Origin of the sequence: Streptomyces sp. NBC_00510 (assembly GCA_036013505.1) — a bacterium.
Classification (GTDB): domain Bacteria; phylum Actinomycetota; class Actinomycetes; order Streptomycetales; family Streptomycetaceae; genus Actinacidiphila.
In genome coordinates this window covers 4895454-4916638 of sequence record CP107851.1, presented here as the reverse complement: position 1 = coordinate 4916638, position 21185 = coordinate 4895454, and the positions used below count along the sequence as shown (strand labels likewise).

The 21185-nt window shown below is 73.4% G+C and carries 23 protein-coding genes and 1 tRNA gene; 7 read left to right on the top strand and 17 right to left on the bottom strand.

What is annotated here, in order from left to right:
- The first annotated feature begins 58 nt into the window (after window positions 1-58).
- Window positions 59-733, top strand: coding sequence for an alpha/beta hydrolase (locus OG937_22115; protein ID WUD74193.1), 675 nt, complete (start codon window positions 59-61; stop codon window positions 731-733).
- Window positions 734-820: 87 nt separating this feature from the next.
- On the opposite strand, the gene OG937_22110 is transcribed toward OG937_22115, so the two are convergent.
- The 9 genes from OG937_22110 to OG937_22070 form a co-directional block, all read right to left on the bottom strand.
- Window positions 821-1576, bottom strand: a complete 756-nt coding sequence (locus OG937_22110) for a hypothetical protein (protein ID WUD74192.1) — start codon at window positions 1574-1576, stop codon at window positions 821-823.
- A 66-nt stretch (window positions 1577-1642) separates the two neighbouring features.
- Window positions 1643-2548, bottom strand: coding sequence for an RNA polymerase sigma factor SigF (locus tag OG937_22105; protein WUD74191.1), 906 nt, complete (start codon window positions 2546-2548; stop codon window positions 1643-1645).
- Between the two features lie 169 nt (window positions 2549-2717).
- On the bottom strand, window positions 2718-3584 hold the full coding sequence (locus tag OG937_22100) for an RNA polymerase sigma factor SigF (protein ID WUD74190.1): 867 nt from the start codon (window positions 3582-3584) through the stop codon (window positions 2718-2720).
- Window positions 3585-3745: 161 nt separating this feature from the next.
- Window positions 3746-4042, bottom strand: a complete 297-nt coding sequence (locus OG937_22095) for a Dabb family protein (protein WUD74189.1) — start codon at window positions 4040-4042, stop codon at window positions 3746-3748.
- Window positions 4043-4073: 31 nt separating this feature from the next.
- Window positions 4074-4238 (bottom strand): hypothetical protein, encoded by a 165-nt coding sequence (locus OG937_22090; GenBank protein WUD74188.1) that lies wholly within the window; start codon window positions 4236-4238, stop codon window positions 4074-4076.
- 180 nt (window positions 4239-4418) lie between these two features.
- Window positions 4419-4505, bottom strand: a tRNA-Ser gene (locus OG937_22085).
- Between the two features lie 10 nt (window positions 4506-4515).
- Window positions 4516-4971: a tRNA adenosine(34) deaminase TadA gene (gene tadA, locus OG937_22080; protein ID WUD74187.1), complete on the bottom strand. Its 456-nt coding sequence runs from the start codon at window positions 4969-4971 to the stop codon at window positions 4516-4518.
- Window positions 4972-5009: 38 nt separating this feature from the next.
- Window positions 5010-5552, bottom strand: a complete 543-nt coding sequence (locus OG937_22075) for a tRNA adenosine deaminase-associated protein (protein WUD74186.1) — start codon at window positions 5550-5552, stop codon at window positions 5010-5012.
- Between the two features lie 220 nt (window positions 5553-5772).
- A complete protein-coding gene (locus tag OG937_22070) occupies window positions 5773-5982 on the bottom strand; it encodes a hypothetical protein (protein ID WUD74185.1) in 210 nt (69 codons plus the stop codon).
- Between the two features lie 145 nt (window positions 5983-6127).
- On the opposite strand from OG937_22070, the gene upp reads away from it, so the two are divergent.
- Window positions 6128-6763, top strand: coding sequence for a uracil phosphoribosyltransferase (gene upp, locus OG937_22065; GenBank protein ID WUD74184.1), 636 nt, complete (start codon window positions 6128-6130; stop codon window positions 6761-6763).
- Between the two features lie 90 nt (window positions 6764-6853).
- On the opposite strand, the gene OG937_22060 is transcribed toward upp, so the two are convergent.
- Together OG937_22060 and OG937_22055 are read right to left on the bottom strand one after the other, a co-directional pair.
- On the bottom strand, window positions 6854-7531 hold the full coding sequence (locus OG937_22060; GenBank protein WUD74183.1) for a LytR C-terminal domain-containing protein: 678 nt from the start codon (window positions 7529-7531) through the stop codon (window positions 6854-6856).
- A gap of 131 nt (window positions 7532-7662) precedes the next feature.
- Entirely contained in the window at window positions 7663-7959 is a 297-nt protein-coding gene (locus OG937_22055; GenBank protein WUD74182.1) for a type II toxin-antitoxin system VapB family antitoxin, read from the bottom strand.
- A 97-nt stretch (window positions 7960-8056) separates the two neighbouring features.
- Here OG937_22055 and OG937_22050 point away from each other — a divergent pair, with 97 nt between their 5' ends.
- Window positions 8057-9607, top strand: coding sequence for a DUF853 domain-containing protein (locus tag OG937_22050; GenBank protein WUD74181.1), 1551 nt, complete (start codon window positions 8057-8059; stop codon window positions 9605-9607).
- A 2-nt stretch (window positions 9608-9609) separates the two neighbouring features.
- Here OG937_22050 and OG937_22045 read toward each other — a convergent pair whose 3' ends face one another.
- Window positions 9610-10206: a Fe-S cluster assembly protein HesB gene (locus OG937_22045; protein ID WUD74180.1), complete on the bottom strand. Its 597-nt coding sequence runs from the start codon at window positions 10204-10206 to the stop codon at window positions 9610-9612.
- 142 nt (window positions 10207-10348) lie between these two features.
- Between OG937_22045 and OG937_22040 the strand changes: the two genes are divergently transcribed.
- Both OG937_22040 and OG937_22035 read left to right on the top strand, forming a co-directional pair.
- Window positions 10349-10774, top strand: a complete 426-nt coding sequence (locus tag OG937_22040; GenBank protein WUD74179.1) for a hypothetical protein — start codon at window positions 10349-10351, stop codon at window positions 10772-10774.
- 141 nt (window positions 10775-10915) lie between these two features.
- The gene (locus tag OG937_22035) at window positions 10916-13135 is read left to right on the top strand and encodes a family 2 encapsulin nanocompartment cargo protein terpene cyclase (protein ID WUD74178.1); all 2220 of its coding nucleotides are present in this window, start codon (window positions 10916-10918) and stop codon (window positions 13133-13135) included.
- 70 nt (window positions 13136-13205) lie between these two features.
- Here the strand turns inward: OG937_22035 and OG937_22030 are convergent, their stop codons facing one another.
- Entirely contained in the window at window positions 13206-14240 is a 1035-nt protein-coding gene (locus OG937_22030) for a CU044_5270 family protein (protein WUD78841.1), read from the bottom strand.
- A 5-nt stretch (window positions 14241-14245) separates the two neighbouring features.
- A complete protein-coding gene (locus OG937_22025) occupies window positions 14246-14788 on the bottom strand; it encodes a sigma-70 family RNA polymerase sigma factor (protein WUD74177.1) in 543 nt (180 codons plus the stop codon).
- A 95-nt stretch (window positions 14789-14883) separates the two neighbouring features.
- Between OG937_22025 and ctaD the strand changes: the two genes are divergently transcribed.
- Together ctaD and OG937_22015 are read left to right on the top strand one after the other, a co-directional pair.
- Window positions 14884-16563: a cytochrome c oxidase subunit I gene (ctaD, locus tag OG937_22020; GenBank protein WUD74176.1), complete on the top strand. Its 1680-nt coding sequence runs from the start codon at window positions 14884-14886 to the stop codon at window positions 16561-16563.
- 10 nt (window positions 16564-16573) lie between these two features.
- The gene (locus OG937_22015) at window positions 16574-17089 is read left to right on the top strand and encodes a PaaI family thioesterase (GenBank protein WUD74175.1); all 516 of its coding nucleotides are present in this window, start codon (window positions 16574-16576) and stop codon (window positions 17087-17089) included.
- A gap of 4 nt (window positions 17090-17093) precedes the next feature.
- On the opposite strand, the gene OG937_22010 is transcribed toward OG937_22015, so the two are convergent.
- Genes OG937_22010 through OG937_22000 form a run of 3 tightly spaced genes read right to left on the bottom strand, consistent with a single transcriptional unit; the run spans window position 17094 to window position 21054 of the window.
- Window positions 17094-18956 carry a GMC family oxidoreductase gene (locus OG937_22010; GenBank protein WUD74174.1) on the bottom strand — a complete coding sequence of 621 codons (1863 nt, stop codon included), beginning with the start codon at window positions 18954-18956 and terminating at the stop codon, window positions 17094-17096.
- On the bottom strand, window positions 18953-20365 hold the full coding sequence (locus OG937_22005; protein ID WUD74173.1) for a hypothetical protein: 1413 nt from the start codon (window positions 20363-20365) through the stop codon (window positions 18953-18955). The genes OG937_22010 and OG937_22005 overlap by 4 nt, the downstream gene beginning before the upstream one ends.
- Window positions 20362-21054: a GntR family transcriptional regulator gene (locus tag OG937_22000; GenBank protein ID WUD74172.1), complete on the bottom strand. Its 693-nt coding sequence runs from the start codon at window positions 21052-21054 to the stop codon at window positions 20362-20364. Before OG937_22000 ends, OG937_22005 begins: the two co-directional genes overlap by 4 nt.
- Window positions 21055-21185 lie beyond the last annotated feature (131 nt).

Here is a 21185-nt window from a genome sequence, read left to right as displayed (position 1 = left end):
GTCCGTCGCCCGCGTGCCGCTCCGAGACTCCTGTCGACCCCCACGACAAGGAGTTCAGATGCGACGAATATGGGCGATCCTGCTCACCGTGGCGGCCGCCGTCGGCCTCGGCACCTTCGTGATGCCGGGCACCGCGAACGCCGCGACCCACACCCCGGTGGTCTTCGTGCACGGCTACACCGGCAGCGCGAGCAACTGGGACTACGCGGAGTCGGTCTTCGTGGCCGGCGGCTACAGCCGCAGCGAGCTCTTCGCGTACGAGTACAACTGGGCCCAGTCGAACAAGACCAGCGCCGCGGGGCTGGCGAGCTACGTGCGCCAGGTGCTGACCCGCACCGGCGCGACCAAGGTCGACATCGTCAACCACTCGATGGGCGGCCTGGTCACCCAGTGGTACCTCACGCAGCTCGGCGGCACCTCGTCCGTCCGCCGGGTCGCCTCGGTGGCGGGCGCGAACCACGGCACCACCTACGCCTCGGCCTGCGTGATCTACGCGTCCTGCGTCGAGATGCTGCCGGGCTCGTCCTTCGTCCGCACCATCAGCAGCGGTGACGAGACGCCGGGCAGCACCCTCTACGCAACCTGGTACTCGCCGTGCGACGGGATCATCATCCCGTACACCAGCACCCCGTTGAGCGGCGCGAACAACCACCTGGTGGCGTGCACGACCCACATCGGGTTCCTCAGCGACACCGGCACCCTCGGCCAGATCCGTTCGTACCTGGCCGGCTGAGCGCACCACCGCTCCTCCCCGGAGAGGCGGGGGCCGGTCCCGGGACGGGCCGGCCCCCGCCTCCGCGTGCCCGGGGCGTACCGGCGTTCAGGAGTCCGCGACCGAGACGTCCCGGGTCTCGACGTGCATGCCCAGCGGCACCCGCCACGCCTCGACGCAGACCTCCCAGGTGCCCTTCGCGCTGCCGCCGCCGGGGACCGGCACCGGCGCGGCACGGCTGCTGCGCAGCGTGGCCCAGTCGACGCCCAGCAGGCCGATGACGTGCGTGCCGAAGGTGACGGTGCCCGTCGTCGCGGCACGGTCCCCGGTGTTGGCGAGGGTGACGGTGACCTTCTCGCACCAGCGGTCGGCGGCCGCCGCGCGTTCGACCGCGCTCACCACCAGGTGCGCCGGCGCACCGGTCGCCGGTGGCGGCGGGGAGGACGCCGAACCGCCGGGGGCCGGCCGCCCGGTGGGGCCGCCGGAGGCCGTCGCGGGCGGCGCGGTGCCGCCCTGCCGCGGCGGGGCGCTCGTGGCGCCGGGCCCGTCCGGCCCGTCCGTCGCGTCCGCCGGAGGTGAGGAGCCCGCGCCACCGCTGCCGGCCGGTGCGCCCGGCGCGGTGGGCGCCGTCCGGCCGGGCCCGGCCGGGGAGCCCGTACGGCCGTCCAGCGGCACGAGGTCCACGTCGCCGGAGGGCGGGGCGTTCACCGCGGGGCCGCCTGCCGGGCCCGGGGCGCCGACGGCCACGTAGCCCGCACCGTTGCCCTCGCAGTCCGGGCCCAGCGCGGCGAAGGCACCCAGACAGACGACGGCCGCCGAGGCAGCGGCCAGCGCGCCCCGGCGGCCCGGTGGTATGTGCACCATCCCGCCAGTGTACTGACGAACCGTCAGGAATAAACCGCCCGGTCCTTCCGTCGCCGGGCCTCCGCCCTACTGCTCGGCGGTCAGGCCCTCGCGCAGCTGCGCCAGGGTCCGGGTCAGCAGCCGGGAGACGTGCATCTGGGAGATGCCGACCTCCTCGCCGATCTGCGACTGCGTCATGTTGGCGAAGAAGCGGAGCATGATGATCCGCCGCTCCCGCGCGGGCAGCTGGGCGAGCAGCGGCTTGAGCGACTCGCGGTACTCCACGCCCTCCAGCGCGGTGTCCTCGTAGCCCAGCCGGTCGGCCAGCGAGCCCTCGCCGCCGTCGTCCTCCGGGGGCGGCGAGTCCAGCGAACTCGCGGTGTACGCGTTCCCGACCGCGAGGCCGTCGACCACGTCCTCCTCGGAGACGCCGAGCGCCGCCGCGAGCTCGGAGACGGTGGGCGAGCGGTCCAGCCGCTGGGCGAGCTCGTCGCTGGTCTTGGTCAGCGCCAGCCGCAGCTCCTGCAGCCTGCGCGGCACCCGCACCGACCACGAGGTGTCGCGGAAGAAGCGCTTCACCTCGCCGACGATCGTGGGCATCGCGAAGGTGGGGAACTCCACCCCGCGGTTGCAGTCGAAGCGGTCGATCGCCTTGATCAGCCCGATCGTGCCGACCTGGACGATGTCCTCCATCGGCTCGTTGCGGCTGCGGAAGCGGGCCGCCGCGTAACGCACGAGCGGCAGGTTGAGCTCGATGAGCGTGTCCCGTACGTACGCCCGCTCCGGGCTGTCGTCCGGCAGCTCGGCGAGCCGCAGGAACAGCGAGCGGGAGAGCGTGCGGGTGTCGACGCTCGTGTCGATGGCCTCGATCGTGCTGTCGACGGCGGCGGTGTCGGCGACGGCGGTGCCGGCGGTGTCGATGGCCTTGTCGTCAGGAGCATCGTGCGGCGCGTCGGAGTTCAGCACCTTCGGACTGCCCACTTCTACGGACATGCCACCCCCTTGAGGTCGCGGACGGGTGTCGCGGGCGACGGTTCGTTCCCCCACTGGAATACCGGAGGCCGGACCGCGACAAACGCAGTTCCCGCAGAATGTCACATGTCGGCAACGCGCTGTAGCGCCATGTCGACTTATTTCCCGGGGGGTGGGTAGTCCGTAAGGGTTACGATTCGAGCTGGTTTGCGGATCGCAGCCGGGCGAAGCTGCGCGAGAGCAGCCGGGAGACGTGCATCTGCGAAACCCCGAGTTCGGCGCTGATCTGCGATTGCGTCAGATTGCCGAAGTAGCGCAGCAGCAGGATCCGCCGCTCCCGCTCGGGGAGCTGCACCAGCAGGTGCCGCACCAGGTCCCGGTGCTCCACGCCGGTCAGGGCCGGGTCCTCGTAGCCGAGCCGGTCCAGCAGCCCGGGCGCCCCGTCCCCGCCCTCCTGGGCCGCCTCCAGGGACGTGGCGTGGTATGCCCGCCCGGCCTCCAGGCAGGCCAGCACCTCGTCCTCGGAGAGCTTCAGCCGGTCGGCGATCTCCGCGGTGGTGGGGGTGCGCCCGTGGGCCACCGTCAGGTCCTCGATGGCGCCGCTGACCTGGACCCACAGCTCGTGCAGCCGGCGCGGGACGTGGACGGTGCGGACGTTGTCCCTGAAGTAACGTTTGATCTCGCCGACGACGGTCGGCATCGCGAAGGTCGGGAACTGCACCCCGCGTTCCGGGTCGAAGCGGTCGATGGCGTTGATCAGCCCGATCGTGCCGACCTGGACGACGTCCTCCATCGGCTCGTTGCGGCTGCGGAAGCGCGCGGCCGCGTACCGCACCAGCGGCAGGTTCACCTCGATCAGGGCGGCCCTGACCCGGGAGTGCTCCGGGGTGCCGGGCTCCAGCCCCGACAGCTGGTCGAACAGCACCTGTGTCAGCGCCCGCGCCTCCACCGCGTTGCTGTTGGTGCTTCCGCCGCGATTGCCGCCGCCGGTGGTCGTACCGGTCCCGCTGCCGTCTCCGGAGGTCGATGGTGACGCGGGTCGGGCCGACACGGACATGCCACTCCTCATCGGTCCACTCATCCGGCAAAAGCGGTCATAGCATCACAATTCATGTGGACTGTGTGCAAGTGAGGCGCGGCCCTCAATGAAAAAGCCCTCCGCCCGGCGGGCGGAGGGCTGTACGGCAGGAGCGGGGCCCGAGGGGCCGCCGCGGGGGGTCACTCGAACATGTAGTCGGCGACCACCCAGGTGGAGAACTCGCGCCACAGCGCCACCCCGGCCTGGTGTGCGGGATGCTCCAGGTACGCCTTGAGCGCGTCGGCGTCCGCCACCGAGGAGTTGATGGCGAAGTCGTAGGCGATCGGGCGGTCCGAGATGTTCCAGCCCAGTTCCCAGGAGGCCAGCTCGGGGATCTGCCCGCCGAGCCGCTCGAAGGCGTCGACGCCGGCCACGACCCGCGGGTCGTCGCGCTCCACGCCTTCGCCGAGCTTGAAAAGGACCAGGTGGCGTATCACGGTGCTGTGCTCCTCACCGGCTCCCGGCCGGTCAGTTGACCAGCGCGGTCATGAACTCTCCGACGCCCTTGGCGGCGTCCGATATGCCCTGGAAGCCTATCTGCACGAGATCGGCTGCGCGGGCCGGCGACGTCACGATCGTATAGAGCACGAAAGCCACGATGACGTACATGGTGATTTTCTTCGCCTGCGCCATGGCTGGAGTGTATCCACCGGATGGCCCAATCAGACCGGGTGACGGAAGGCCTCCTTGCGGGTGATCCACGGGCCCGCCCCCGCCCCGTCCGTGACGCTCGCCACCGAGGTCGGCGCGGGGGCGGGAACGACGAAGCGCCCGGTCCGAAAGGACCGGGCGCTTCGCTTTTGTCACTCGCAGCGGTAGCGGTGGGATTTGAACCCACGGAGGAGTTGCCCCCTCACACGCTTTCGAGGCGTGCTCCTTAGGCCGCTCGGACACGCTACCGAGAGAGAGCTTAGCGGACGTCCGGGTGTGCTCCGAAATCCTTTGACCGGAAGAAGCGGGTGAGGAGCTCACCGCACTCCTCGGCGAGCACGCCGTGGATCACCTCCGGACGGTGGTTGAGCCGGCGGTCGCGGACGAGGTCCCACAGGGAGCCCGCCGCCCCGGCCTTCTCGTCCGGCGCGCCGTAGACCACGCGTTCGAGGCGGGAGGCGACGACGGCCCCCGCGCACATCGTGCACGGCTCCAGGGTCACGACCAGCGTGCAGCCGGTCAGCCGCCACTCCCCGAGCGCCTTCGCGGCCTCGCGGACGGCGAGCACCTCCGCGTGGGCGGTCGGGTCGCCGACCGCCTCGCGTTCGTTGCGGCCACGGCCGATGACCGTGCCCTGCGGGGACAGCACCACCGCGCCCACCGGCACGTCGCCGGTGCGCGGGGCGAGGCGGGCCTCCTCCAGGGCGAGCCGCATCGGGGGGACCCAGCGGTCGCGCAGCGGGTCGGGCCCGGTCAGCGGACCGCCTCCAGCACGTCGGCGCAGCCCAGCGAGTCGGCGATCTCCCCGAGCGCCTCCCCGGTCAGCGCGCCGTCGCCGCTGAGGGCCAGCAGCTCCTTGTCGCTCATGCCGAAGTCCGCGAGGAGCTCGGCGTCCCCGAGCGGGCCCACGGGGACGTGGACCTCCGTCGGGCCGGGCACCACGTCGTCGTCGAGGTCGTCGGCGTCACCTTCCTCGGTGCCGTCGAGGTCGACGATCTCGTCCAGGTCCTCCGGGTCGCGGCCCAGCAGTTCGTCGGTGAGCAGGATCTCCCCGTACGAGCTGCGCGCCGCGGCGGCGGCGTCGGACACGTAGATCCGCGGGTCCTCCTCCCCGTCGACGCGGACGACGCCGAACCAGGCGTCCTCCTGTTCGATGAAGACCAGGACCGTATCCTCCCCGGCTGAAGCCGCCCGGGCCAAGTCGGTCAGGTCGCCGAGGGTTTCCACATCGTCGAGATCGGTCTCGCGCGCTTCCCAACCGTCCTCGGTGCGCGCGAGCAGTGCGGCGAAGTACACCGTGACTCTCCCACAGGTCTCAGGCCGTCCGGACTTTCGGGCGGGAGTCGAATGATCTGGCGCAGGTCCCCGCCCACACTCGGCATCGTGGCAGAAACCTCGGCTTTGCGAAGGGTCTTCCGCGCTGCGTCGTGAGAGGCCTTCCGGCTTTTTTCCGCGTGGCGGCCTGCGGGGACCCCCTCGGCGCCCGCCAGGTGGGGGCATTGTGCCTACCTGGGGACTACCAGCGGAACGTCCGCATCCGCATCTGCTGGCGCGCGCGTGCCGCGCGCGCCCGGCGTGGCTGGACGCGGTCGCGCAGTTCCTTGGCCTCGTTCAGCTCGCGCAGGAACATGGCGCGCCGCCGTCTGCGTTCGGCGTCGCGATCCTGCTGCGTACGGGCGTCGCCCGTGTCGTCCGCGCCGGCGCCGTCGCTGCCGCGCTCCGCCATGGGGCACCACCCCTAGAGATCCACGTGCCCGGCCGGGACAGCCCGGGCGTAAGGGCACGCATTCCCCCTCCTGGGTGGTTCGAAGCGTGACCGGTCGCACGGACCGGGCGGGCCGGGGGACAGGCCGAACGTTAGAGTCGTGGACATGCGGATCCACGTCGTCGACCACCCCCTGGTGGCGCACAAACTCACCACCCTGCGCGACGAGCGCACCGACTCGCCGACCTTCCGTCGGCTGGCCGACGAGCTGGTCACCCTGCTCGCCTACGAGGCGACCCGTGACGTGCGCACCGAGCAGGCGGACATCAGCACGCCCGTCGCGGACACCACGGGCGTGCGCCTGTCCCACCCGCGTCCGCTGGTCGTGCCGATCCTGCGGGCCGGCCTCGGGATGCTGGAGGGCCTGGTGCGCCTCCTGCCGACCGCGGAGGTCGGCTTCCTCGGCATGATCCGCGACGAGGAGACCCTGGAGGCCAAGACCTACGCCACCCGCATGCCGGAGGACCTGTCCGGGCGGCAGGTGTACGTCCTCGACCCGATGCTGGCCACCGGTGGCACGCTGATCGCCGCGATCGACCTGCTGATCGAGCGGGGCGCCGACGACGTGACGGCCGTGGTGCTGCTCGCCTCCCCGGAGGGCGTCGAGGCGATGGAGCGCGCGCTGGCCGGCAAGCCGGTCACCGTGGTCACCGCGGCGGTCGACGACCACCTCAACGAGCACGGCTACATCGTCCCGGGCCTCGGTGACGCGGGCGACCGCCTCTACGGCACGGCCGGCTGACACCGGTCGTCCCACGACACGCGGAACCGGCCGCCGGGGCCCACGCCCCGGCGGCCGGCCCCGTCGTACGACGGAACCGGAACCGTGCGCCTAACAGGCGCCGGCGCTCGGCGCCGCGCTCGGTCGGGCCAGGGCGGCGAGGGCCTTCTCGACGGCCTTGTCGCCGGAGAGCTTGGTGAAGCCCTTGCCGAGCATGACGTCCACCGTGCCGGTGGGGCGCTTGGAGCCGGCGGCCGCGGGCTTCAGCGTGACCGTGCCCTTGATCTGGGCGCCGACCAGCTTCATCGCGGCCTCGGCCTTGGGGCCGTGGCCGCCGATCAGCAGCGCGGCCACCTGCACCTTGCGGTCGTACTCGGGGTCGGCGTTGCCGAAGGTGCCCACCTTGAAGCCGCGTGCGGCGAACTCGTCGGCGGTGTCCTTGGCCAGGCCGCCCTTGGCGGTGGCGTTGTAGACGTTGACCGTGAGCTCCCCGGGTTCCGGGAAGGCGGTGGGCACCGTCGAGGCCGAGCCCGGTGCGGCCGCCGCCTTGCAGGTGCGTTCCTTGGCGGCGTTCTCCGCCTTGGCCGCGGCGTTCTTCGCGGGTGTGGACTTGCCGCCGAAGACGTCGACCAGTTGGAGCGTGCCCCAGCCGGCCAGGCCGACCACGGCGACGGTCGTCACGACGACCGCCACGATGCGCACCCTGCTCCGGGGGCGGCGCATCCGCGGGTACTGGTTCCCGGTGACCCGGTACTTCCCGCCCATGCCAGGGGGCGTCAGCATGCTCATGTGCGCAGCGTAGTGCGATCGGGCGTCCGGGCCTACTAAACGATCAACCAATCGGGGCCAATGAGGGGCACTTGAACCCGAAAGGGCGAAGGAGTCCCCGGCGGAGGCGGGCCCGCGGAGCGGTCCGGGGATCAGTCCATCTCCAGCACGCGGGCGTGCAGCACCTGGCGCTGCTGCAGCGCCGCGCGCACGGCCCGGTGGAGCCCGTCCTCCAGGTAGAGGTCGCCCTGCCATTTCACGACGTGCGCGAACAGGTCCCCGTAGAAGGTCGAGTCCTCGGCGAGGAGGGTCTCCAGGTCGAGGTTGCCCTTGGTGGTGACCAACTGGTCGAGGCGTACCGGACGTGGGGCGACGTCCGCCCATTCACGGGTGCTTTTCCGGCCGTGGTCGGGGTACGGCCGCCCGCTTCCGATGCGCTTGAAGATCACACGGAAAGCCTACCGGGCAAGGGCGTACGGGCGCAGCAACGGCGCAGGAGTGCGATGGTGGGCAAATACGGTGATAGCGGGAGCAGTGGAGCAGCCCATGACCACGCCGAGCCCGCCCGGCGCCGCCCGGGCCATCGCCGAGGGGTACGCCTTCACGGGGCCGGCCCTCGAACTCGGCGCCCTGCTGTGGGAGGACCGGGTGCTGCCGGAGGCGCCCGTGCGCGTCCCGCTGGCGGTGCTCAACCGGCACGGGCTCGTCGCGGGGGCCACCGGCACCGGCAAGACCAAGACGCTGCAGCTCGTCGCGGAACAACTCTCCGCCCAGGGCGTGCCGGTCTTCCTCGCCGACGTCAAGGGCGACGTCTCCGGCATCTCCTCCCCGGGGGTGCCCGGCGACCGCGTCGCCCGGCGGGCCGCCGAGGTGGGCCAGGAATGGAGCCCGGCCGGCTGCCCCGCCGAGTTCTACGCCCTCGGCGGCATGGGCCGGGGCATCCCGTTGCGGGCCACGGTGACGAGCTTCGGTCCCGTGCTGCTGTCCAAGGTGCTCGGGCTCAACACCACGCAGGAGCAGTCGCTCGGCCTGATCTTCCACTACGCCGACACCAAGGGCCTGGAACTGCTGGACCTGAAGGACCTGCGGGCCGTGGTCACCTTCCTCACCTGCGACGAGGGCAAACCGGAGCTGAAGGGGATCGGCGGGGTCTCGCCGGCGACGGCCGGGGTGATCCTGCGGTCTCTGACGGCCTTCGAGGCACAGGGGGCGGGGGCCTTCTTCGGCGAACCCGAGTTCGACACCGCCGAGCTGCTGCGGACGGACGGCGACGGGCGGGGCGTCGTCTCCGTGCTGGAACTGCCCGCCGTGCAGGACCGGCCGCAGCTGTTCTCCACCTTCCTCATGTGGCTGCTGGCCGACCTCTTCGAGGACCTGCCGGAGGTCGGCGACCTGGACCGGCCCAAGCTGGTCTTCTTCTTCGACGAGGCCCACCTGCTGTTCACCGGGGCCAGCAAGGCGTTCCTGGAGGCCATCACGCAGACCGTGCGGCTGATCCGCTCCAAGGGCGTCGGCATCTTCCTGGTGACCCAGACCCCCAAGGACGTGCCCTCCGAGGTGCTCGGCCAGCTCGGCAACCGGGTGCAGCACGCGCTGCGCGCCTTCACCCCGGAGGACGCCAAGGCGCTCAAGGCGACGGTGCGCACCTTCCCCACCTCCCCGTACGACCTGGAGGAACTGCTCACCGCGCTCGGCACCGGCGAGGCCGTGGTCACCGTCCTCGACGAGGACGGCGCCCCCACCCCGGTCGCCGCGGTGCGGCTGCGGGCGCCGCGGTCGCTGATGGGTCCCGCCGACCCCGCGGCGATGGACGCGGCGATCGGGAACTCGGCGCTGTACGGGCGCTACGCGCAGGCGGTGGACCGGGAGTCGGCGTACGAGCGGCTGGCCGGACGGCGGGCGGCGGCGCCCGTGCGGCCGTCCGCACCGGGTCCTGCCGGGCGCGGGCGCCGGGAGCGGCCGGAGGAGGAGACGGGTGTGGTGGAGCAGGTGATGGGCAGCGGTGTCTTCCAGTCGCTGGCCCGCTCCATCGGCACCCAGATCGGGCGGGAGATCACCCGGTCCCTCTTCGGCACGTCCAAGCGCCGTCGTCGTTAGGGTCAGGACTCCTTCGCGGCCTTCGCCTCCTTGGCGGCCCGCTTCTGCTCCTGCTTGAAGGCCCTCACCTTGTCCAGCGACTCCGGGCCGGTGATGTCGGCGACCGACCGGTGGGAGCCCCGCTCCCCGTAGGCGCCCGCCGCCTCGCGCCACCCCTTCGGCGTCACGCCGAGCTGCTTGCCCAGCAGCGCCAGGAAGATCTGCGCCTTCTGCTTCCCGAAGCCGGGCAGCTCGTTGAGCCTGGTCAGCAGCTCGCGGCCGTCGGACACCTCGCGCCAGATCGCCCCGGCATCGCCGTCGTAGTGCTCCACGAGGTACTGGCACAGCTGCTGGACCCGCTTGGCCATCGACCCCGGGTAGCGGTGGACGGCGGGCTTCTGCGAGAGCAGCTCGGAGAAGGCCTCGGGGTCGTAGGCCGCGATCTCCCCGCAGTCGAGGTCGTCGCGGCCCATGCGCTGCGCGATGCTCCAGGGGCCGGAGAAGGCCCATTCCATGGGGATCTGCTGGTCGAGCAGCATGCCGACCAGGGCCGCCAGCGGACTGCGGGAGAGCAGGGCGTCGGCCTCGGGCTGCTGGGCGAGGTGGAGTGTGGTCGTCATGCACCGATGATCTCGCCTGCCGGGGTTTGCCGCCCGCGGGTCACCCGGACGGCGCAGCGCGGATGGCCGTACCCACCGGCCGGGCGGACCGTGTGGAGTGTCCGGGCAGCGAGTCCGGGCGGCGAGGGACGGGAGCCATCTCATGAGCCAGCAGACACAGCCGGTCACCGGGCGCCCGCACTCGGGCCTGGCGTCGGGCGGTACCACCTTCGCCGGTGTGCTGCTCATCGTCTCCGGTGTCGTGATGATCTTCGAGGGCATCTCGGCCATCGCGCAGGACGACATCTGGGTCCGGCTCGGCGACTACGTCTTCAAGTTCAACCTGACGGCCTGGGGCTGGATCCACCTCGTGCTCGGGGTGCTGGTCATCGTGGTCGGCGCCGCCCTGCTCCAGAACGCCCCCGACTGGGCCCGGATCGCCGGTGTCGCCCTGGCCGCGTTCAACATCGTCGTGAACTTCGCGTGGATGCCGTACACCCCGGTGTGGGCGATCATCGTCATCGCCATCGACGTCTTCGTCATCTGGGCGCTGTGCAGGAGTTGGGGGGAGCACCCGAAGCGGGCCTGACCTCCGCGGACGACGGGGGCGGGCCCGGCGCACGGGCCGGCCCCCGGCCGTTCCCGGGCCGGTCCCGGGGTGTTTTCACCCGTTCGTATGGGTTGTCCGTCATGCCGGATAGCGCCCCCGGCCCCGGGTAGCGCTGAACGAGTGACGCAGCCATTTGAACTGCCCGACTTCTACCTGCCGCACCCGGCGCGACTCAATCCCCACGTGGAGCGGGCTCGGGAGCATTCGCGCAGGTGGGCGCGGGAGATGGGGATGCTCGAAGGCTCGGGCATCTGGGACACCGGAGACCTCGACTCGCACGACTACGCGCTGCTGTGCGCGTACACGCACCCGGACTGCTCCGGACCGGCCCTGTCCCTGGTGACGGACTGGTACGTATGGGTCTTCTTCTTCGACGACCACTTCCTGGAGGCGTTCAAGCGCACGCAGGACCGCGAGGGCGGCAAGGCGTACCTGGACCGGCTGCCCGCCTTCATGCCGATGGACCTGGCGCAGGGCATGCCCGAGCCGCGGAACCCGGTGGAGGCGGGCCTCGCCGACCTGTGGGCGCGCACGGTGCCGGCGATGTCCATGGACTGGCGCAGGCGCTTCGCCGAGAGCACCGAGCACCTGCTCAACGAGTCCCTGTGGGAGCTGTCCAACATCAACGCGGGCCGGGTGCCCAACCCCGTGGAGTACATCGAGATGCGCCGCAAGGTCGGCGGCGCGCCCTGGTCGGCGGGGCTGGTGGAGTACGCCGCCGGGGCCGAGGTGCCGGCCGCCGTCGCCGGGGCGCGGCCGCTGCTCGTGCTGCGCGACGCCTTCTCCGACGGGGTGCACCTGCGCAACGACCTGTTCTCGTACCAGCGCGAGACCGAGGAGGAGGGCGAGCTCAGCAACGGGGTGCTGGTCCTGGAGACCTTCCTCGGCTGCACGACGCAGGAGGCCGCGGAGTCCGTCAACGACCTGCTGACCTCCCGGCTGCAGCAGTTCGAGAACACCGCGCTCACCGAGCTGCCGCCGCTCTTCGCCGAGCACGCGCTCGACCCGGAGCAGTGCGCGCGCGTGCTGGCGTACGTCAAGGGCCTGCAGGACTGGCAGTCCGGCGGCCACGAGTGGCACATGCGTTCCAGCCGCTACATGAACGGCGGCGGGGCCGGGGCCGCGGACGCCGGGTGGTCGCCGTTCGCGCTGCCCGGCGGGCTCGGGCTGTCGGCCGGCACCGTGCGGACCACCGGCCGCGCCGAGGTCGCCCGCGCCCGGGGCTTCACCCATGTGCCGCGGCGCACCGGGCCGACCCCGCTGCCCGACTTCCTCATGCCCTTCCCGGCCACGCTCAGCCCGCACCTGGACGCCGCCCGGCGCCATGTCGTCGACTGGGCGCACCGGATGGGCCTGCTGCTGCCGCAGCCCGGGGTCCCGCACTCCCACGTGTGGGACGAGCACAAGCTGACAGCCTTCGACTTCCCGCTCTGCGCCGCCGGCATCCACCCCGACGCGACCCCCGAGGGGCTGGACCTCACCTCGGGCTGGCTCACCTGGGGCACCTACGCCGACGACTGGTTCCCCGCCGTGTACGGCCGCACCCGCGACCTGGCCGGCGCCCGCGCGGCCAACGAGCGGCTGTCGGCCTTCATGCCGGTCGACGGCTCCGCCGCCCCGGCCCCGGTCAGCGCCCTGGAGCGGAGCCTGGCCGACCTGTGGGCACGGACGGCCGGGCCGATGGAGCCGCAGGCGCGGCGCCGCTTCCGCACGGCCGTCGAGAACATGACCGCCAGTTGGCTGTGGGAACTGGCCAACCAGGCGGAGAACCGCATCCCCGACCCGGTGGACTACCTGGAGATGCGCCGGCACACCTTCGGCTCCGACCTGACGATGAGCCTGTGCCGGCTGGGCCACGGCGAGCGGGTGCCGGAGGAGGTCTACCGCAGCGGGCCGATGCGGTCGCTGGAGAACTCCGCCGCCGACTACGCCTGCCTGATGAACGACGTCTTCTCGTACCAGAAGGAGATCGAGTACGAGGGCGAGATCCACAACGCCCTGCTGGTCGTGCAGAACTTCTTCGACTGCGACGAGCAGGCCTCGCTCGCCGTCGTCCACGACCTGATGACCGGGCGCATGCGGCAGTTCCAGCACGTCGCCGCGGACGAACTCCCGGTCCTGTACGACGACTTCGGGCTCGGCGCGGACGCGCGGGCGGTGCTGGACGGTTATGTGCGCGAGCTGCGGAACTGGCTCGCGGGCATCCTGACCTGGCACCGCGGCTGCCGCCGCTACGACGAGGAGGAACTGCGCCGCCCGGTGGGGGGAGGCCGGCTGCCTACCGGGCCGACCGGACTGGGCACCTCCGCGGCGCGCCTGGCGGTCCTGGTCGCGCGCTGATCGCCGCGGCGGGGGCGGGGGCCCGGCGCTCCCGTCCCCGCCCCCGTCCCGGTGCTGCGCGCGCCGGGCGTCAGTCCATCCAGGCCTGGTACGACATGACGTCGCCGGCCTTCACCCGGTACTCGGGCTGGTCCTGCGTGTACGTCTCCTCGATCCCCAGGACGCGCCCGTCGGCCGGGTCGAGGACGAGCATGCGGCGCAGCCCGCCGGCGTCGTGGACGTAGGCCTGGCCCCGCCTGCCCAGCCGGTCGGTGACGGTACCGGCAGGCCGCAGGCCGGGGGCGGCGGCGAGGAGCTCGTCGACCGCGGCGGTGCCGGAGGGCCCCGGCGTCCAGTCCTGCAGCAGCGAGGCCAGCGCGTCCACCAGTTCCGGGGTGCCGGCGCAGGCGCAGCCGTACACCTGGGACAGGTACGCCCGCAGTTCCTTCGCGGAGTCCGGGGGCTCGGTCCCCGAGCGGCCGTACGGGGGGAGGGTGCCCGGCGGGTACGCGGCGCGGTGCAGCACCTCGCCGTCCGCGACGGTGTGCGGGGAGCCGCCGGAGTCGCTGATCACCGGCTCCCCGGGGTGCCGTGGGTCGGTGGCGACGACCAGTTCGGTGCCGCTGCCGTCGGCGTCCCAGCGGGTGAGGTGCTCCTCGGGCAGGGTGACGGGCGGGCGGGCGCCCGGGCCCGACTCCATGCCCATGCTCCACATCATCACGTGGCTCCCGCGGCGGGTGCCGGTGCCGCCGCCCCGCGCCGCCGCCTCCCGCGCCGCGCCGGCCACGTCGGTCAGCGGGACCTCCCGCGACCCGGCCAGCGGACGCAGCGCCACGGGGGCGGCGACCGCCGGGGTGGTGCCGGCCCCGGAGAGCACGACGACCAGGACGGCCACCACGGTCGCCGCCACCGCCGCCAGGCCCGTGACGAGGCCGCCCACCCGGCGGGCGGTCCGTCGGGGCGCGGGGGCGGGTGCCGCTTCGGGTGCTGCTTCAGGTGCCGGTTCGGAGGCCAGCAGCCGCCGCAGCCCGAGTTCGGCCCGCGCGTCCAGGGGGCGGTCGCGCCAGCGCGGATCGCCGGCAGGCACGGGATCGGCCCGGCGCAGCAGCTCCAGCTCCGGCTCCAGCTCGGTCATGGCCCCTCCTGGGTCACGGTCATCCCCATGCGGTCGATCTGCTCGCGCAGCCTGCGGCGCGCCCGGTGCAGGCGCATGGCGGCCGCGGAGCGCCCGCAGCCGAGGGCCACCGCCAGTTCCCCGACGTCCAGCTCCTCCCAGGCGGTCAGCCGCAGCACCTCCTGGTCGGCCGCCGCGAGCCGCCCCAGTGCCTCGTGCACCCAGGCGCCGGGCGCTTCGGTACCGGGGCTCGGCACGAGGTGCGCGCCGTGCGCCGTCTCGTGGTTCCCGATCCGGTCCAGCAGCCTGCGCCGCCGCCCCTGCCCGCGCACGCTGTTGGCCAGGCAGTTGCGGGCGACGCCGTACAGCCAGGGCAGCGCGTACGAGGGGAGCTCGGCGCGCCGCCGCCAGGCGACGGCGAAGACCTCCGCCACCACTTCCTCCACCTCGTCGTACGCCGCCCGCCCTGCCGTCCGCCGGGCGACGTAGCGGCTGACCGCCCAGTAGTGCTCGCGGTAGGCAGCGGCGAACGCCCGTGACCGCGTCTCGTCCGTGCTCATGACCGCTTGGTGTCCGCCACGGGACCGATCATCACACCCCGCCGCTGTGACGTTCCCCGCGTGACGCCGCGGGCGGGCCCGGACACCTACCGGGCATGAGGCTCACGTTCCCGCGACGCACGGCGTCCGCCGTGGCATGGCTGACCACGACCGACCACAAGGCCATCGGCACGCTCTACCTCGGCACGGCGTTCGCCTTCTTCTGCGGTGGCGGGGTGATGGCCCTGCTGATGCGCGCCGAACTCGCCCGCCCCGGGCTGCAGGTCATGTCGAACGAGCAGTTCAACCAGCTCTTCACGATGCACGGCACCGTGATGCTGCTGATGTTCGCGACCCCGCTGTTCTCCGGTTTCGCGAACTGGATCATGCCGCTGCAGATCGGTGCCCCCGACGTCGCGTTCCCCCGGCTCAACATGCTCGCGTACTGGCTCTACCTCTTCGGCTCGCTGATCGCGGTGGGCGGGTTCCTCACCCCGCAGGGCGCGGCCGACTTCGGCTGGTTCGCCTACTCACCGCTGTCGGGCGCGGTGCACTCGCCGGGCGTGGGCGGCGACCTGTGGATCATGGGGCTGGCGCTGTCCGGCTTCGGGACCATCCTCGGCGCGGTCAACCTGATCACCACGATCATCTGCATGCGCGCCCCGGGCATGACGATGTTCCGGATGCCGATCTTCACCTGGAACGTGCTGCTCACCGGTGTGCTGGTGCTGATGGCCTTCCCGGTGCTGGCCGCGGCGCTGCTCGCGCTGGAGCTGGACCGGACGTTCGGGGCGCACATATTCGACCCGGCGAACGGCGGGGCGCTGCTGTGGCAGCACCTGTTCTGGTTCTTCGGGCACCCCGAGGTCTACATCATCGCGCTGCCCTTCTTCGGGATCGTCAGCGAGGTCATACCGGTCTTCTCGCGCAAGCCGATGTTCGGCCACACCGGCCTGATCGCGGCGACGATCTCGATCGCCGGGCTGTCGGCGACGGTCTGGGCGCACCACATGTACGTCACCGGCGGCGTGCTGCTGCCCTTCTTCTCCTTCATGACGCTGCTCATCGCGGTGCCGACCGGGGTGAAGGTCTTCAACTGGATCGGCACGATGTGGAAGGGCTCGCTCAGCTTCGAGACGCCGATGCTCTGGGCGACCGGCTTCCTCGTCACCTTCGTGTTCGGCGGGCTCACCGGGGTGATCCTGGCGTCCGCGCCGCTGGACTTCCACGTCTCCGACTCCTACTTCGTCGTGGCGCACTTCCACTACGTCGTCTTCGGAACGGTCGTCTTCGCCATGTTCTCCGGGCTGCACTTCTGGTGGCCGAAGTTCACCGGCAAGATGCTCGACGAGCGCCTGGGCAAGATCACCTTCTGGACGCTCTTCGCCGGCTTCCACGGCACCTTCCTCGTCCAGCACTGGCTGGGCACGCAGGGCATGCTGCGGCGCATCCCGGACTACCTGGCCGCCGACGGCTTCACCACGCTGAACACCGTCTCGACGATCAGCTCCTTCCTGCTGGGTCTGTCGATCCTGCCGTTCCTCTACAACGTGTGGCGGACGGCCAAGTACGGCGAGCCGGTCGGGACGGACGACCCGTGGGGCTGGGGCCGTTCGCTGGAGTGGGCGACGAGCTGCCCACCGCCGCGGCACAACTTCCGCTCCCTGCCGCGCATCAGGTCCGAGTCGCCCGCCTTCGACCTGCGCCACGGCGCGACCGGGGTGCCGGGGGCCGTGTCGGGAACGGTATCCAAGCTGCCGGATACGCCACTCCCGGCGACCCCTGCCGACGCCTAGCGTCGGTGCCATGACGACGTACGAGGCCGCCACCGCCACCCGTTCGCGCACCCACACATGGGAGCCGCGCCCCGAGCCCACCCCCGAACTCCTGGCGCTGACCGGGCGCGAGGTCCTGCAGGGCGCGATCGACGGCCGCTTCCCCGAGTCCTCGATCATGAGCACCCTGGGCTTCCGCTTCGTCGAGGTCGGCGACGGGCGCGCGGTCTTCGAGGGCGACCCCGGCGACCACCTGCTCAACCCGATGGGCACGGTGCACGGCGGCTTCCTCGCCACCCTGCTGGACTCGGCGCTCGGCTCGGCCGTGATGAGCCGCCTCCCGGCCGGATCCGCTTACACCACCGTGCAGTTGGGGGTGCACATGATCCGGCCGGTGCTCCCCGGGACGTCCACGCTGCGCTGCGAGGGCGTGGCGCTCCACGTCGGCCGGACGACGGCCACCGCCGAGGCCCGGGTGACCGGTGCGGCCGACGGGAAGCTCTACGCCCACGGCACGACGACCTGCGCGGTGCTGCGCCCCCGCTGACCCCTCAGCCGGCCGCCCGCACCGCGCCCTCGCCGACGGCCAGGGCCAGCGCCATGATGCTGAGCTGCGGGTTCACCTCGGGGCAGCTGGGCAGCGCCGAGGCGTCGGCGATCAGCACCCCGTGCACGCCGCGCAGCCGGCCCGCGGGGTCGGCCGGCGCCACCTCCGGGTCCGCGCCGAGGGCGACGGTGCCCGTGGGGTGGAAGGCCGACAGGTGCAGCTGCCGTGCCGTCACCCCCTCCAGGGCCGCCGTGAACTCCCGTGGCGTACGGGCCCGCGGGGCGGCGGGGACGCCGGTGAGGACCTCCTCGGCCCCGGCGGCGAAGAGCAGGTCGCCCATCGCGCGGACGGCGCGCAGCAGTCGGCGGCCGTCGCGGGGGTCGAGGTCGTAGCGGAGCAGGCCGCCCTCGCGGCCGAGGACGCGTCCGCCGGGCCGGTCCGCGATCATCGCGCCGAACGTGGCCAGCCGTCCGGAGTCCTCCAGTTCCGCGCGCAGTTCCCGGCCGACGCCCGGCAGCACGAACGAGCCCATGCCGGGCGGCGGGGCGGTCGCCTCGACGAGGATGCCGTCCTCGTGCAGCTCCTCCACGCCGACGCTCTGCAGCACCGCCGGTCCGCCGTCCGCGACCGGCTCGGCGAACCGCCCGGCGACGCTGGTGGCGGGGTGCACGGCCAGGTTGCGGCCGGTCCGCGGGTGCCCGCCGAGGCCGGAACGGCGCAGCAGCGGGGGAGTGCGCAGGGCGCCCGCGGCCACCACGACCAGCGGGCTGAGGATCTCCAGTTCGCTGCCGTCCGGCCGCCGTACCGCCACCCCGCAGGCGCGCGGGCCGCCCGGCCGGTCGGGCTCGGTGAGCACCCGCCGCACGTGGGCGCCGGTCACGATCCGGGCCCCGGCCGCGCACGCCTGCGGCAGCACCGACAGCTGGACGCTCTGCTTCGCCCCGGACGGGCAGCCCACCACGCACTGGCACGAGCCCCGGCAGCCGGGGGCGTTGCGCCGCAGGGGCGCCGCGCGCCAGCCGAGGCCGCCCGCGCCGAGCAGGGCGAGGGCGCCGTTGCGGCCCAGCACGTCCTGCGGCTGGCGGGCCACGCGCAGGGTGCGCTCCACCTCGTCCAGGTACGCGCCGAAGGCCACCGGGTCCGCGAGGTCCCCGAGCCCGTACTCCTCACGCCACCGGGCCAGCACACGGTCCGGAGTGCGGTAGCAGGTGCCGGAGTTGACGACCGTCGTGCCGCCGACGGCGCGCCCGGTCGGCACGACCATCGGGGGGTTGCCGAGGGCGACGGTCGCGCCGCCGTCCCGGTACAGCTCGGCGAACCGGTCGAGCGGGGCCCGCCGTCCGAACTCCGCGGTGGTGTGCCGCCGGCCCTCCTCCAGGACGACCACCCGCAGTCCCGCCCGCGCCAGGGTGCGCGCCGCCATCGCCCCGCCGGCGCCCGAGCCGACGACGACGGCGTCCGCGCGGGAGCGGTCCGGCCACTCGCCGGCGGGCACGCAGTCCAGCGGAGGGTCCTGCGGGGCCGGGGGCGCCGCGGCGCGGGGCGGCTGCGCCAGCAGCCGTTCGGTGCCGGCCGCCAGCAGCACCGGCACCTTCACCACGTCGAGCAGGGGCAGCAGCGCGGGCCGCGCGGCAAGGCCCGCCAGCACCCGTTCCCGCTCCCCCGGGCCCAGCCGGTCCAGCCGCCGCCCGGTGCGCGCCGCGGCGTAGGCGTCCACCGCGGCCGCCGCGGCGCGGAAGCCGTGCCGGGTCCGCGCGGGCATCGCCGCCAGCAGGGCGTCCAGCCGGTGCGGCACGCCCGTGGGCCAGTCGCCGTCGCCCGCGTCGGCGAGCAGCGCCGCCACCAGGCCGCGGACGGCGGCGCTCACCGGTCGCCCACTTCGGCGTGGGCGGTGCCCGCGAGCGTCCACTCCGCCTCGGTGCGCCAGCCGCCGCGGCCCCTGTGCTCCAGCACGACGTGGGCGTCGGCGGTCTCGCTGTTGCGGCACACGGCGGGGGAGCCGTCGGGGTCGGCGTAGTCGAGGGCGAGGGTGCGCTCGGCCGGCTGGTCGACCCGTACGGTGATCCGCCGCCCGCCCGCGCGGCCGGTCACCGTCCAGCGCGGCAGGCCGATGTCGGCGGTGAAGCGGCCGAGGCCGGCGCGCCCCAGGGCCGGACGCAGTCCGCCGCGCGGCCAGTCGCGGCCGTCCCTGCGCAGCCGCAGGAACACCAGCGGAGGCAGCCGGTCCAGGCCCGGGCGGGTGGAGACGGCGGCGACGACCTCCAGCACGTCCCCGTCGCCGAGGTCGGCGTGCAGCCAGGCCCAGCGCCGGGCGTTGCCGTGGCCGTAGATGCGGGCCGAGGCCCCGGGCGCGGCCCGCAGGGCGAGTTCGCCCCCGCCGTGGCGGACGGTTCCCGTGTAGCGGGCGCGGGGCGACGGCACGATCTGCGCGGCGGGCAGCAGCGGATGCCGCCACGACCAGCGCGGGAAGGTGTACAGCGGCTGCTCGGTGCCGGCGTCCTCGGTGAGGTCCCAGGTGAGGTCGCCCGCCGTGCCGCGCAGCCGGCCGGGGACGGCCTCGACGCCGTCCGCCGTGAAGCCCTCGGCGCCCGTCGCGGGACGCCAGGGCGACGGGCCGAAGCGGGCGTGCTCCACCGGGCCCTTGCCGTCCGGGGGGAAGACGGCGGCCCAGCCGTGGGCGAAGGCGGGGGATCCGTCGGCGGGGGCGACGAGTTCGTGGTGGAGCCACAGGCCGGTGCCCGTCGCGGGGTCGGTGGCCGTGGTGTACCAGACCTCGGTGCGGCCCGCGGCGCCGTCCCAGCGCGGTGCCCACTGCGCCCGGGGGTCGTCCCGGCGCGGGAAGCGGAAGCTCGCCAGGAACGGCACGAGCGAGGTCGCCGTGCGGAAGCGCAGCGTGCCCGTGCCGGCCGGCTCCGGAGCGCCCCCGGCGGTCAGGGTGAAGGGCAGCGTGGTCATCGAGGCCAGCGGCCGCCGCGGGGTGACGGACTTCCAGCCCTCCAGGAGGCAGTGCTCGCCGTCGAGTGCGAACTCCAGCCGGTAGTGGATGCGCCGCCGGGCCAGCGGCGAGACCTCCAGCGTGCCGGTGGCGGCGGCGTCGGCGCGGCCCGCGATGCGCAGCCGTCCGGTGGCGCGGGCCACGGTCGTGCGGTGCGGCAGCAGCAGGTCGTCGCTGCGCGCCGTCAGCTCCAGCCGCACCGGCCGCTCCCGGTCCTCGCCGCGCAGCCGTACGGTCCCCGTCATGGTCTCGGCGAAGACCGTCCCCCGGGCCGCGCTCACCGGGCCTTCAGTCCCTCGCGCATGATCTCCTCGGTCGCCGTCAGATACGCCTCCGCCGCCGCGCGGGCGGCCGCACCGTCCGCCTCCTCCACCGCGGCGACCACCGGCGCCAGCCGTCCGTACGCCTCCTCCGCGTCCTGGAAGGGGCCGGCGAGGTGACGGCGCATCGGCAGGTAGGCGTTGAAGAGGGTGTTGGTGAGGAGCACGTAGACGCGGTTGCCGGTGGCGCGGGCCAGCGCCCGGTGCACCTCGGCGTCCGCCAGTTGCACCGCGTCCGGATCCCCGGCCGTGCGCACGGCCTCCACCAGGTCCCGCAGCCGGGTCCGCGCGGCGGCGCTCGCCCGGGTCGCCGCCGCGCCGGCGATCAGGGCACCCACCCCGCGCCGCACCTCGAAGATCTCGGAGAGCCAGCGCGCGTCGTGCCGGACGAGCATGGGCAGCAGGTCGGCGCCGCCGAGGCGTTCGTAGTCCCGGACCCGGGTACCGACGCCGTGCCGCGTCTCCAGCAGTCCGGCCTGGACCAGCCGCCCGAAGGCGTGCTTGAGGGTGGTGCGGGTGACGCCGTACCCCTCGGCCAGCGTGCGCTCGGGCGGCAGCAGGCTCCCCGCGGGACGGCGGCCGGTGAGGATCTCCTCGCGGATCCGGTCCTCCAGGACGTCCACGATCGACGTGCGCGGCAGCGCTTCCATCACACCTCCATGGGTCAGTGGATGAGCCACTCAACCAATGACCCGACGCACCGTCAAGACCCGCCCCCGCGAAGGACGTCACCCGCTCGGCCGCGCGCCGCCCGCCGCCCGGTCGCCGCACCGCGGCCGGC